9 protein-coding genes are annotated in these 12,987 nt (G+C 69.4%); 6 read left to right on the top strand and 3 right to left on the bottom strand.

Going from position 1 to position 12,987, the window contains the following annotated elements; all coding sequences use genetic code 11:
* Positions 1–1,392, top strand: a complete 1,392-nt coding sequence (eccB, locus tag ACZYZ7_RS20770) for a type VII secretion protein EccB (RefSeq protein ID WP_450070480.1) — start codon at positions 1–3, stop codon at positions 1,390–1,392.
* Here the strand turns inward: eccB and mycP are convergent.
* A complete protein-coding gene (gene mycP, locus ACZYZ7_RS20765) occupies positions 1,357–2,667 on the bottom strand; it encodes a type VII secretion-associated serine protease mycosin (RefSeq protein ID WP_463741719.1) in 1,311 nt (436 codons plus the stop codon). The genes eccB and mycP overlap by 36 nt on opposite strands.
* 14 nt (positions 2,668–2,681) lie before the next feature.
* Positions 2,682–4,028: a type VII secretion integral membrane protein EccD gene (eccD, locus tag ACZYZ7_RS20760; RefSeq protein WP_450070479.1), complete on the bottom strand. Its 1,347-nt coding sequence runs from the start codon at positions 4,026–4,028 to the stop codon at positions 2,682–2,684.
* Positions 4,029–4,143: 115 nt separating this feature from the next.
* Between eccD and eccCa the strand changes: the two genes are divergently transcribed.
* The 4 genes from eccCa to ACZYZ7_RS20740 all read left to right on the top strand — a co-directional run bounded on the left by eccCa (position 4,144) and on the right by ACZYZ7_RS20740 (position 9,779).
* Entirely contained in the window at positions 4,144–7,917 is a 3,774-nt protein-coding gene (gene eccCa / locus ACZYZ7_RS20755; protein ID WP_450070478.1) for a type VII secretion protein EccCa, read from the top strand.
* Positions 7,914–9,068 (top strand): type VII secretion-associated protein, encoded by a 1,155-nt coding sequence (locus ACZYZ7_RS20750; RefSeq protein WP_450070477.1) that lies wholly within the window; start codon positions 7,914–7,916, stop codon positions 9,066–9,068. The genes eccCa and ACZYZ7_RS20750 overlap by 4 nt, the downstream gene beginning before the upstream one ends.
* A 78-nt stretch (positions 9,069–9,146) precedes the next feature.
* Positions 9,147–9,470: a WXG100 family type VII secretion target gene (locus tag ACZYZ7_RS20745; protein ID WP_450070476.1), complete on the top strand. Its 324-nt coding sequence runs from the start codon at positions 9,147–9,149 to the stop codon at positions 9,468–9,470.
* Positions 9,471–9,482: 12 nt separating this feature from the next.
* Positions 9,483–9,779, top strand: coding sequence for a WXG100 family type VII secretion target (locus tag ACZYZ7_RS20740; RefSeq protein WP_463741696.1), 297 nt, complete (start codon positions 9,483–9,485; stop codon positions 9,777–9,779).
* An 81-nt stretch (positions 9,780–9,860) separates the two neighbouring features.
* Here ACZYZ7_RS20740 and ACZYZ7_RS20735 read toward each other — a convergent pair whose 3' ends face one another.
* Positions 9,861–11,273 carry a DEAD/DEAH box helicase gene (locus ACZYZ7_RS20735; RefSeq protein ID WP_463741718.1) on the bottom strand — a complete coding sequence of 471 codons (1,413 nt, stop codon included), beginning with the start codon at positions 11,271–11,273 and terminating at the stop codon, positions 9,861–9,863.
* A gap of 282 nt (positions 11,274–11,555) precedes the next feature.
* Here ACZYZ7_RS20735 and ACZYZ7_RS20730 point away from each other — a divergent pair, with 282 nt between their 5' ends.
* On the top strand, positions 11,556–12,860 hold the full coding sequence (locus ACZYZ7_RS20730) for a GAF domain-containing protein (protein WP_463741695.1): 1,305 nt from the start codon (positions 11,556–11,558) through the stop codon (positions 12,858–12,860).
* Positions 12,861–12,987 lie beyond the last annotated feature (127 nt).

The following is a 12,987-nucleotide window of genomic DNA, read 5'->3' as shown; positions in this document are numbered from 1 at the left end:
ATGGCACGGCGAACGGCCACTCGATTACAGCTCAACGGGCATCGATTTCTGTTGCGGCGCATGGCACACGCGCTGGTTCGCGGTGATGCCCGCATGCTCGACGATCCATTGCGCGCGCAAGCCGTGGCGTACGGAGCGGGCTGTGTGCTGGCGGCCATCGCGATCGCGGTGTGCGCGGTGCTTGCTCTCGTGCGTCCCGGCTCGGTGCCCGGCGACGCGCCGATCCTGGTGGCGCGCGACGCCGGTGCGCTGTACGTACGCATCGACGACACAGTGCATCCGGTGCCCAATCTCGCCTCGGCCCGACTCATCATCGGCGCCCCGGCGAATCCGGTTGTGGTCAACGATGCGGTGATTGCGAAGTTCCGGCGCGGGCCACTGGTCGGCATACCGGGCGCCCCGGCCCAGATCGGCCGGCCACTCAGTCTCGACGAGTCGGGCTGGGCGACCTGCGATGTCGCCGAACCCGCCGAGACGGTACTGCTGGCGGGCCGGGCCGACCGTGAGATCTCACCGTTGCGCGGCGGTCAAGCCCTGTTGGTGTCGGCGCGCGCAGTGGGAGCTCCGACCTATCTGCTCGCCGACGGCTGGCGCGCCCGGGTGGACCTTCGTGACATCGCCGTTGTTCGCGCGCTACATCTGGAAGGCATATCGGCCCAACCGGTTTCGCAGGCCCTGTTGGACTCGGTGCCCGAGGCTCCCGCGCTGCAGGCGCCTTTGATCGCCGGCGCGGGCCGTCCTGGACCGGCCGCGCTGGGAGGGCTCGCCGTAGGAACCGTGGTACGCGTGATGCGTGCCGGTCCCGCCGAGTTCTATGTGGTGCTTGCCGATGGGCTGCAACGCATCGGCAGGGTGGCGGCCGACGTCATCCGCTTCAGCGTGAAGCAGTCCGATGACGAACCTCCTGTCGTTCCCGCCGATGTGGTGGCCGACGTACCGGTCGCCGCCGGACTCGCGGTGGCCCGGTTCCCGGAGCGGGTACTGCCTCGTGGGCGGGCGGTGGTGTGCGCTCGCTGGGACCCGAGACAGTCCGGTCCTGATACGAATACGACTGTGGCGATTGCTGATTCACTCCCCGGCGACTCCGTGTCGTTGGCTCAGGCCGACGGTGCCGGGTCGGGTATCGACCGTGTGCACATCCCGGCAGGCCGCAGCGTTCTGCTACAGGCCGGCAGTGTCGTCCGCGGGGCGACGGTCGGTGGACCGCTGTATCTGTTGAACGATCTCGGTGTGCTGTTCGGGATCCGCGACGGGGCGACTGCTGAACACCTGGGACTGGGGACGAGCACTGTCCCCGCACCATGGCCCATGCTGGCCATGTTGCCGCGCGGGCCCGAACTCGACAGCGATGCGGCGTCAGTCGTGCGAGACGTGGTGGCCGCGCCGGCGTAACCGGTTGGCCGCCAGTGCCAACGCGGTCACCACCGTCATGGCGACACACACGGCTGCCCCGCCGAAGGCGATGCGCCGGGGCATGGGGTCGGTCGGCGTGGGGACCGTAGCTGCCACCGAAACCGGGGCCGCGGTCGCGGCTGCGGGCGCCGGGGTGCTGCCGCTGACCGCGGCCAGGGCGTCGATCACACCGTGTCCGACGTACGGATTCCAGCCGCCGGCCGGGTTGTGTGCGGTGTCTTCGATGCGGCGCATCACCTCGCGCGCGCTCATCTGCGGGAATCGGGAGCGTACGAGTGCAGCGACTCCGGCCACCACTGGTGCGGCATAGCTGGTTCCCGATATCGGGGCATCCCGTCCGATCGTGTCGATCAACTGCTCGCCGTCGGGATGCAGCGACACGAGGTTCTCCCCGGGTGCGGCTACATCCACCCAGGGGCCTGCCAAGCTGAAAACCGATGGGGTGCCGTCTGATCCGACCGACCCCACAGACAGCACCAGGTCGTCGTACCAGGCGGGGCTGGACACCGTGCGCACGCTGTTCCAGTCGGGTTCGCCGGATCGTCCGACAGGGCCGTCCTGCTGGGTGCAGCCCGCTCCGACGTTGCCGGCCGCGACGACCACCACGACGTTGCGCACGTCGACGGCGTAGCTCAACGCTGCGCCGAGGGTACGGTCGTCGGGTGCGGCGGCGACCGGCACGCAGGCTACCGACGAGATGTTGATGACGGTCGCACCGAGGTCGGCCGCGGTGCGCACCGCCGTGGCGAGGGTGTCGACGTCGCCGACACCGATCGCGCCACCGTCGACGGCGAACTTGTTGCTCGACTGCCGGATGGCCAGGACCGCGGCATCGGGGGCGACCCCCCTGAAGCCGGCGTTCGGTGCGGCAGCGGCGATTCCGGCGACGATGGTGCCGTGCCCGTCGCAATCTGCGGTGCCGTCACCGTGTGACACATAGTCGCCGCCGCCGATCAGGCGTGGCAGTAGCCGGTGCCGGGCCACCCCGGTGTCGATCACCGCGATCTTCTGGCCGTCGCCACGGGTGAGCGGCCACACGGCATCCAGACTCAGTGGCGTACCCGTCGCGCCGGTCGCACCGCTTGCGGACTGGTAGCAGGGCTGACGTTGCTCTGTGCGCGCGACGGGCGCAGGCGGCGCCGGGCGGGGCAGCAAGGTGGAATCCACCGCGGGCGGTACGACGACCGGTGGCACGACGGCCGGGGCCGGCGCGATGGCCAATAGCGGAAGCCCGGCGATCAGCGTCGCGGCCATCCGGCCTGACCGGTTCACCGCAGTCCCAGGTCCCGAAACAGATCGAAGGCACCGGCGAGCCAACATGCCAGCGGCACCACGGCGGCCAGCGCGAGGTACTCGATGGCGTCGGCGAGCCGCGCCGCCACCGGACTCTGGACGGTGACCGGCCAGATCACGGCGATCCCGGTCCCCACGGCGAGGATGCCGGTCCAGCTGCCGTGCGCGGGATTCCATGCCACCACGAGGATGAAAGTCGCTGTGAGCGAGAGAAATCCACAGACGGCGGGAACGGTCCGGCAGCGTCCGGGTGCGTAGGTACGTGAGCGGAACAGCAGCGCCACCCCGACGGCGGCGGCAAATGCGACCTCGATGACCGTGACCTGTCGAAGACCGGCGAGGGCGAGTACTGCGGTTCCCAGTGCGGCCGCGACCGCACCACCGGCCACCAGGCCGACCAGGTTCTGATGCCCGAGAAGCGCACGTGTGTCGGCGTCGAATGCGTTGTCGTCCAGAATCTCTTCGTCGCTATCGGGATACCCCGGTACCGCAGGTGTCAGGCCTGCCAGAGCGATGGACAACCGGGGGGTCAGCGGTAGCAATGCCATCCCGACCGCGCTCACCACCGCTCCCAATGCCGGTGTGGCCAAAGGCCACAGCACTGAGAACCCGGTCGCCACGGCCAGCACCCCGGCAACGGTCACGATCGCGAGCAGGACCTGTCTGCCGCACCCGGATGCCCGGATCAGCACCGCGCCCAACGAGCCCGTCGCGGTCACGGCCAGGAAGAAGTTCGCCGGTGCGGGTCCGGCCGGAACCACCAGGAATCCGAGAACCCCCGCGAATGCCACGGCGGCGACGTTGAGAGTGGCGATCACGGTCGGACCCAGACCCAGACGCGGCGCGGACACTGCGACAGCGGTGACGGTGACAGCCACCGCTCCGGCGGCGGCGATGCGGTCCCATCCGGCACTGCCCAGCCCGGCCCACGCCAATGCCACCAGGCCCAGCGCGCAGGCCCACAAGCAGGCGGCGACCCGCAGTCCGGTGGGGATGCCGTCATCGGGCGAGTCGACCGTCAGCGCGTCCATCAGCGCCCGCTCGGGTGTCGGCCGATCACAGGACCGGGTCAGGATCAGGAGATCGCCGTCACGAATATCGTTCTGCACCAGGGTTGCCGACTCATCCAGGCCGCGACCACCGAGGTGGGCGAGCTGCCACCGGCGTGGTGTGCCGTCCCCGGCGCCGAGCGCATCGATGATCCACGGCAACAACTCGCCCACGGTCATCGCAGCGGGCAAGGACAGATCGACCGTGGCACCGTGTCCCACCTCGGTCGGCGGTCCGCAGTGAACCGATACATGGCGTAAGGAATCCGGCATCGCATCACCCCCCGGTAGACGCCGACACATGTCACGCTAGCCGACCCGTCATGCACCCCCGCGCACCAAAATTCCGCTGCGGAACGGGAACCCGAAGGGCTCGGCGTGCGTCCAAATGTCGATGGAAACCCTCCGTACACCACACGTCACCCGTGGGCTCCCGACTGCGGAGCCGCCGCCCGGGGAGATGGTGATCGATGCGCCGCCCGCACTGCCTCGCCATATCCCGGGCGGCTCGCTGACCAGGTTGTTGCCGCTGGTGCTTGTGGTGGCGATGATCGGCATGATCGCGGTGTACGTCACCTCGGGCGCGGCTGCCACCCGCGGCCCGGCGTCGACGATGTTCCCGATCATGATGGCGATGTCGGCGATCGGCACGGCCGCTTACAGTTTGAAGAGCAACGGCCGGGCTCAGCAGCTCCACCGGGACCGCTGCGAGTACCTGCGCTATCTCGACGGGATCGACGCCGCGACCGGTGAAACGGGCCGCTCGCAGTGGTTGGGGCTGCACGCGGAACATCCCGCACCCGCACGATTGTGGACACTTGCCGGTAGCGCGCAGATGTGGAAGCTCCGCCCCGGTGACCCCGACTTCTGTGAGGTGCGGATCGGAGTGGGGGAGCGACCACTGTCCACGCGGCTGGTCGCCGGCGACACCGGCCAGGGACGCGATGTTGATCCGGTGACGGCATCGGCGCTGGCGCAACTGATCCGGCGTCGGTCGACGGTGGCCGACGTGCCGCTGACGCTGAACCTGGGCGGGCTCGACCATGTGACTGTGGGTGGGCCGGCCGATGCGGCCCGAGCGTTGCTGCGTGCCATGATCTGCCAGCTGGCCACGGCACACAGCCCGCGACATGTCCGCATCGCCGCCGTCGTCGACGGGTCGACCGGGCGTCACTGGGAGTGGCTGAAATGGCTTGCCCACCATGGGACTCCCGATGGCCGTGGCGGGGTCACCGCGTTGCGGTTGCGCACTCTGGCAGAGTTGCCGACCGCGACGCCTCCGATGCACACCGTGGTCATCGTCGACTCTGCTTCTGCCGCACTACCTGTGCCCGGCGCCGCTGTCACGCTGCTGGTCGTTGCCGGTCCGGGTGACATCGACACAACCGGAGCCGATCTGCATCTGGACCTGGGCCCTGAGGTGGTGCGCTGCGGTGGTGCCCCGATGCAACCCGACCAGATGAGCCAGGAGCAGGCCATCACCTGTGCCCGCAGGCTGGCGCGCTACCGTCCGGCGCGAGAACCCGATGACTGCGGCTGGCCGGCGCTGATCGGTATCGACGATCCGGCCGCGTTGGATCCGCTCGACACCTGGTCGGCAGCGGATCCGCAGCGGTTCCTTCGGGTTCCGGTCGGCCGGTGTGCCGACGGCACCCCGCTGCACCTCGACCTCAAGGAGGCCGCGCATGACGGGATGGGACCGCATGGGTTGTGCGTCGGGGCGACCGGGTCAGGGAAATCGGAGTTCCTGCGTACGTTGGTGCTGGGCCTGATCGCCACGCATCCGCCCGAGGCGCTCAACCTGGTCCTCGTCGACTTCAAAGGCGGGGCAACATTTCTCGGCCTGCACAAGGCGCATCACATCAGCGCGCTGATCACCAACCTCGCTGAGGAGGCGCCGCTGGTGGCCAGGATGGCCGATGCGCTGGCCGGGGAGATGACCCGTCGTCAGGAGTTGCTCCGGGCGGCCGGGAATCTGGCCGGCATCGCCGAGTACCGGTGCCGGGGCGATCTGCCTGCGTTGCCGGCCCTGCTGATCGTGGTGGACGAGTTCTCCGAACTGCTGCAGCAGCACCCGGATTTCGCCGAATTGTTCGTGGCGATCGGCCGGCTCGGGCGATCACTGGGCATGCACCTGCTGTTGGCCAGCCAGCGCCTCGACGAGGGCAGACTGCGCGGACTGGAGAGCCACCTGTCGTATCGGGTGTGCCTCAAGACGTTCTCGCCCAGCGAATCCCGATCAGTGCTCGGTATAGCCGATGCATACGAGCTGCCCAGCACCCCGGGCGCGGCCTATCTCAAGACTCCGTCCGGCGAGATCATCAGGTTTCAGACCGCATTCGTCTCAGCTGCGTGCCCAGTGCCGGAGCGGCTGCCGCGCATTACGCAGGAGGAGCTGCGGCCGCGACGATTCACCGGGGTCGGTGTGGAGACCGATCGCCGCCCGGCCGCACCGGCCACCACCACTGTGCTGCACGAGGTTGTCGGCCGGCTGGCCGGGTACGGCACCCCGGCACATCGGGTATGGCTGCCGCCGCTGCCGCCGGCCGTCCCGCTCAGCGACGTGTTGTTGTCCGATTCCGCGCCGCTGGCGGTAGCGATCGGGCTTGTCGACTGTCCGTTCGAGCAGCGTCGGGATCGACTGATGCTCGTCCTGGGCGCCGCTCAGGGCAACGTGGCGATCGTGGGCGGTCCCCAGTCTGGAAAGACCACGGCTGCCAAGACTTTGGCGGTGGCACTGGCTGCCACGCATCATCCCCGCGACGTGACGATCTACTGTCTGGACTTCGGCGGCGGAGCGTTGAGCGCACTACAGGTGCTGCCGCATGTCGGCGTGGTCGCCGGCCGCGCTGACACCGACCTGGTCCGGCGCACCGTGGCCGAGTTGCATGCCCTGGTCAACGCCCGCGACGCACGTTTCACCGCCCTCGGCATCGGTTCCGTGGCCGAATACCGGGAACGTCGTCGTGCGGGGGACATCGACGATCCGTTCGGCGATGTGTTCCTGATCATCGACGGCTGGTCGACATTCCGCGGAGAATTCGAATCTCTGGAGCCTTCGATCACCGCCCTTGCGGTGCAGGGGCTTTCGCTCGGTGTCCATGTGGTCGCGACGGCGTCGCGGTGGGCGGAGTTCCGGCCGGCGCTCAAGGACCAGCTCGGAACCCGCATCGAGTTGCGGCTCGGTGATCCGGCCGAATCCGAGATGGATCGCAAACGCGCCAGGCAACTTGCCCAGCAGGCACCGGGGCGGGGTCTGACCCGTGAGGGGCGCGAGCTGTTGATCGCACTGCCCCGGTTGGATGGCACCCCGAGCGATAGCGGGATCGGCACGGCGCTGGCAAGGATCGGGGACACCCTGCGCATCCAGTACGGGGATGCCCGAGCGCCGGCGGTCCGGCTGTTGCCCGCATGCGTGCGCGGGCACGAGCTGGCCCGGGCCCCGCGGGCCCGGGCCGCGACCGACGTACTGCTGGGCCTCGGTGAACGCGAACTGGCACCGGTGTTGGTCGATTTCGCCGCCCAGCCGGATCTACTGATCCTCGGTGACACCGGCTGCGGCAAGTCCACGGCGCTGCGCACCCTGTGCAGCGATCTGGTCGCCGGTAACGATCCGTCATGCGTGCAAGTGCTCATCGTGGACTTCCGGCGCGCCCTGCTGGGAGTCGTCGAATCGGAGCATCTGGCCGGGTACGCGCCCTCGACAGGGGCGCTGGACGCCGCGCTGCCGAGAGTCCTTGAGACACTGCGCGCTCGGTTGCCCGGTCCCGAGGTCACGCAGCGGCAGCTCCGCGACCGTTCGTGGTGGAGCGGCCCGGAACTCTACGTCGTGGTCGACGACTACGACCTGGTGGCCGGTGGCGCGACGAATCCGCTTTCGCCGCTGTTGCCTTACCTGCCCCATGCCCGAGACCTCGGACTGCACCTACTGCTGGCCCGGCGTTCCGGCGGCGCAGCGCGGGCGATGTTCGATCCGGTCCTGGCCGCCGTGAAGGACCTCGGCTGCATGGGCCTGATGATGAGTGCGAACCCGGACGACGGCGTGCTGCTGGGATCGGTACGCCCGGTTCGACTTCCGCCCGGGCGGGGCACTCTGATCACCCGTGGGGCACCCGACCAGCTGGTGCAGGTCGTGCTGTCCGGCGCGGCGGACGCGTGGTGACATCGACCATCGTCGAGGTGGGTCCGGTGACCGTGCGCGGACCCGGGCCGCGCTCGGACCTGGCCGGGGTCGCAGTGGCCGCCGTCGACGACGAGATCACCCTGGTGGACGACGAACCGGTTGCGGTGTCGGATCTGTGGGCCGATGTGCTTGCCGCCGCAGCGGCGGGGGCGCGGAACCTCACCCTGGTGTGCCCGACCTGGTGGACCGCCGATCGTTGTGACCGGGTGCGGGGGGCTGCCGCCGCTTCCGGTGCAGAAGTTGTTGTGATGCAGCGGGTTCAGGCCGTGAGCGCGACGCTGACAGGTGCATCTTGGGTCGTCGTGGAGATCGCCGACGAGGTCATCGTGGTGTCGGGCGCCCCTGCCGGAGGCGTGACACTCGCCCGCCACGCCGAGGGTGACGTGGATCCGGAGGCGGTGGTACGCGCAGTGATTGCGATCGCCGGGGCATCGGTTGAGGTTGCCGTCGATGCACCGGTGGATGTCGCCGGAGCGGTGACATTGGGTAACGCGGTGATGTCCGGACTACGCCGTCGCGGTGCGTTGGTCACCCTGGCCGACAGCCGGACGTGGCGTGACGCCCTCGTCGTCCCGGATCCCCCGGCCGCCGCCGTTTCGGTCGGCACGCGGGTGCGGCCGGGCCGGGTCGCGATCGGCGCGGCAGCGGTTCTGGCGGCGGTGCTGGGCGCAATCTCGTTCGTCGCTCGCGGCGGGCCGGCGGACGACGTGGCGTTGACGGTCCTCGCCGAGGGCCGGGTTGGCGTGCAGATCCCCACCGGATGGGATGTACAGCGGGTCACCGATGGGCCGGGATCGGCTCGGGTTCAGGTGGTTTCGCCGACCGACCCGCAGCTGATGATTCACCTGACCCAGTCCGGCATCGGGGACGGCGCGGTGGCGGACACTCTGCAGCGGGCTCTGCAGGAGCAGCCTGCAGGGATCTTCGTCGACTTCGATCCGTCAGCGGTCGTCGCGGCGCGTCCGGCGGTCAGCTACCGAGAGATCCGTGACGGCCGGGAGATCCGGTGGGCGGTGTTCGTCGACGGTGGGGTACGGATCGCGATCGGGTGCCAGAGTGCACCGGGGCAGGCCGAGGCCGTGCGGCCGGCGTGCGAGGCAGCCGTCCGTTCGGCGCACGCGGCGTTCTAGAAATCGGGTGGAACCGAACCGGCCCGTGCTGCGTCGAATTGTTATATCCCGCAAGACAAGACCGGAGGGGCAGGGAACATGTCACCAGGACTGACGGGGCCGTTGGGCACCGACTTCGAGGTAATGACGAGAGTTGCCGGCCGGATCGACGTCCTCAACGACGACGTCCGGGCCATGCTGCAGACGTTCATCGGGAAGATGGGCAGTGTGCCACCGTCGGTATGGGGCGGGGTGGCTGCTGTGCGCTTTCGCGACGTCGTTGACCGCTGGAACGGCGAATCGCTGACCCTGTACTCCACACTGGGCCGCATCGCCGAGACCATCAGGACCAATGAGCGCGCGTTGCGCGGCGCCGCCGACGCACACGCCCAGCGGCTCGGCACCATCGGCGACGGAATCTGATCGGCGTCGACGATGGATCACGTGCTGTCCTACGACTTCGGCGAGATCGAGTACTCGGTGCGCCAGGAGATCCACACCACCTCGAGCCGGTTCAACGCCGCCCTCGACGAATTGCGCTCGCAGATCGCGCCTCTGCAGCAGGTCTGGACCCGTGAGGCGGCGCAGGCCTATGCGGTTGAGCAGGCCCGGTGGAACCGGGCGGCTGCGGCACTCAACGAGATCCTGTTCTCCCTGGGCAATGCGGTGCGTGACGGTGCCGACGACGTGGCCGCGACCGACCGCAGTGCGGCCAACGCGTGGGGAGCCTGAGGCCGGCCACCCCAGAAGACATGTGCGGCCCCGCCCGGTGGAGAGGACCGGGCGGGGCCGCACACTTTCGTCTGGTTCGGGCTAGCGACTCGAGCCCGAGTCGCGACGGGGACGCCGGGGTCCGCCACCGCGCTGCTGTCCGCCGGCACCGGACCCGGCACCGGACCCGGACCGCGCCGACGGGGCACCGCCATTGCGGGAAGCGGAACCGTTGGGGCGGCTGCGGCGCTGCTGCTGACCCGTCTTGCCCGGCTGTCCGGACCTGTTGCCCTGGCGCCGCGGCGCCGGAGCGGCCTGGGCGACCGGCTCGGGACGGATCGGGTCACCGAAAACGCGGTCGCCGGGGGCGATCTCGCGAAGCACCGGATGATCGGTGCTGTTCACGCGGGTGATCGTGGGCTTGACCCCGGCCTTTTTGGTCAGGGTGCGTACATCGGAAACCTGCGCGTCGTGCATGAGGGTCACCACGGTGCCCTCGTTCCCGGCGCGGGCCGTGCGACCGGACCGGTGCAGGTAAGCCTTGTGCTCGACCGGCGGGTCGGCGTGCACCACGAGGCTGACGTCATCGACGTGGATGCCGCGGGCGGCGATGTCGGTGGCCACCAGAACTGCCGCCGATCCGTCGGAGAACGCCGTCAGGTTGCGGGTGCGGGCATTCTGAGACAGGTTGCCGTGCAGCTCAACTGCCGACACGCCACGCGAATTGAGCTGACGGGTCAGGTTTTTCGCGCCGTGCTTGGTGCGGGCGAAGACGATGGTGCGGCCCGGGGCGGCAGCCAGATCGGCAACCACGTTGACCCGTGCGGCGTTGTCCACGTGCAGCACGTGGTGCACCATCGCGGTCACCGGTGACTGTGCCGAATCGACACTGTGCACCACGGGGTCGTGCAGGTAGCGCTTGACCAGCACGTCGACCCCGGCATCGAGGGTGGCCGAGAACAGCAGGCGCTGGCAGTTTTTCGGGGTGCGGTCCAGCAGTCGCTTCACGCCGGGCAGGAAGCCGAGGTCGGCCATGTGGTCGGCCTCGTCGAGCACGGTGATCTCGACCGCGGACAGGTCGGCGTGGCCGGACCGCATGTGGTCTTCGAGCCGGCCCGGGCAGGCGATCACGATGTCCACGCCGCCCCGCAGCGCGGAGATCTGCGGGTTGGCGCCCACGCCACCGAAGATGTTGACCGACCGCAGACCGGTGGCCTTGGCCAGCGGGGCCAGCGAGGCTTCGATCTGGGTGACCAGTTCGCGGGTGGGAGCCAGGATCAGCGCGCGAGGCCGGTTCGGTGCCCGGCGGGTGCCGCTGGTCGCCAACCGTGCCACCAGGGGCAACAGGAACGCGTAGGTCTTGCCGGAGCCGGTCCGGCCGCGGCCGAGGACGTCACGGCCTTTGAGTGAATCAGGCAGGGTCGCGGCCTGGATCGGGAACGGGGTCTGGACCCCGCTCGAGGCCAGGGTCGCGACGATCTCGGCGGGCAGGCCGAGTTCGGCGAATGTGGGCACAGCGGTGCCAGGGGTTTCTTGGACAGACAAAATGAAAGCTCCGAAAATAGAGGGCGGTCGTCCTGCCCGGCGCGAGTGATATCTCGCGGCGCTCGGTGTGACGATCGAGAAGGCGGCAAAGGCAGAACAGACAAGCCGCCGTGCCCCAACTATACGGGTAGCGGGGTGGATTCCCCGATTTCTGCTGGTGGACCTACCGGTGGTATCCATCACAGGTCGGGCTGGTCAACTATCCTGGCGGTTACGCGTGAATGCCATGTCAATGGCCCGACGCCGGGAGAGATGATCGCCGTGGCCGCATCGAGGAACGCGGGAGGCCGGATGTCTGCCCGGGCACTGCCCGCGAAGGTGCGCGCTATCCATGACCTGTTCATCGAGGGCCAGGTGGACGCGGATTCCCTGGATTCCACCCCGGTGCGCCGCGTCATCATGGAGAGCTGGCAACGCAGCCTGGCCACTGGCGTCGACCCCGATCTGGGCACCCGGGCGGCCGCCGCGGCGGCGGCACTGACCGAATTGCGCAACACGCATCCGCTCGCGCCCACCCTGCCGCTGATCCGTCGCCTGCTGGTCGACGACGCCGTCGGTGCCGGGGTGGTGGTGGCGATCACCGCGGCCGACGGCACCCTGCTGTGGGTCGAGGGAGATCCGGGCGTACGCCGCAAGGCCGAGGCGATGAACTTCGTGCCCGGCTCGGACTGGAGCGAGCGGGCGGCCGGGACCAACGCGCCGGGCACCGCGCTGGCGCTGGACCGTGAACTGCAGATCCTCGGGTCCGAACACTTTTCCCGCACCGTGCACTCGTGGAGTTGCACCGCGGTGCCCGTCCACGACCCGGCGACCGGGGTGCTGCTGGGCGCCATCGACCTGACCGGCGGGTCCGCGGTCGCGACGCCGCAGACATTGGCGCTGGTCAGGGCTACCGCCGTCGCGGTCGAGAACCAGCTGGCCCTGCTGCGGCTGACCGGGCCCGTCGCACCGGCCGCCCCCGAGGGGGCACGGTTGACGGTGCTGGGCGCCGACCGCCCGCGCTGGCAGGTGACCGACGCGGCGGGCCGGCCCGAATCCAGCGGGCTGACCGGGCGGCACGCCGACATTCTGGTCCTGCTGATCCGGCACCCCGAGGGGCTCAGCGCCGATCACCTGGCCATGCTGCTCGACGACAAGGACCTCGATGTGGTCACCGTGCGGGCCGAGGTGTCACGGCTGCGCCGGGTCATCGGCAGCAGCTACCTCGAGTCGCGGCCGTACCGGCTGATGGCCCCGGTGGCCAGCGACATGGGCGACGTTTTCGACGCGCTGGAGGCCGGGAACGTCTCGGCCGCCCTGGACGCGTACACCGGGGCGCTGTTGCCGCAATCGGTCTCACCTGCCATCGCGCGGCTGCGCACCGAGCTGAGCGCCAGCCTGCGCGAAGCGGTGCTGGCCGGGGGCAGCCTGAGCCTGCTGCGGCGCTGGTTGGGGCTGCCCGACGGCCGTGACGACCGGCAGGGTTGGCGGGTGCTGCACGACCATGCCGAGGCCGACCCGCTGGCGCGGGCGCAGGCCCGCGGTCACCTGGCGGGAATCGACTCCGAACTGGCCTGATCCGGTCCACGGACGTGCTGAATTGTCGGCCCGCCGACGTGTGCAACGTTGCTTTTGATCAGTGCAACTGTGCTGCAACCTACTGCTGACTACCTTTAGTGATGACCGACACATCTGGTGTCCGATG

It is taken from the genome of Mycobacterium sp. IDUB_17, assembly GCF_055419465.1.
Note: the sequence above shows the minus strand (reverse complement) of the source record. Positions and strands in the feature narration are given on the sequence as shown.

Bases quoted from the DNA above. Each gene is read 5' to 3' on its own strand.
- ACZYZ7_RS20730 (WP_463741695.1), top strand. From the start codon at position 11,556: ATGATCGCCGTGGCCGCATCGAGGAACGCGGGAGGCCGGATGTCTGCC.
- ACZYZ7_RS20740 (WP_463741696.1), top strand. From the start codon at position 9,483: ATGGATCACGTGCTGTCCTACGACTTCGGCGAGATCGAGTACTCGGTG.
- mycP (WP_463741719.1), bottom strand. From the start codon at position 2,667: ATGGCCGCGACGCTGATCGCCGGGCTTCCGCTATTGGCCATCGCGCCG.
- ACZYZ7_RS20745 (WP_450070476.1), top strand. From the start codon at position 9,147: ATGTCACCAGGACTGACGGGGCCGTTGGGCACCGACTTCGAGGTAATG.
- eccCa (WP_450070478.1), top strand. From the start codon at position 4,144: ATGTCGATGGAAACCCTCCGTACACCACACGTCACCCGTGGGCTCCCG.
- eccD (WP_450070479.1), bottom strand. From the start codon at position 4,028: ATGCCGGATTCCTTACGCCATGTATCGGTTCACTGCGGACCGCCGACC.
- eccB (WP_450070480.1), top strand. From the start codon at position 1: ATGGCACGGCGAACGGCCACTCGATTACAGCTCAACGGGCATCGATTT.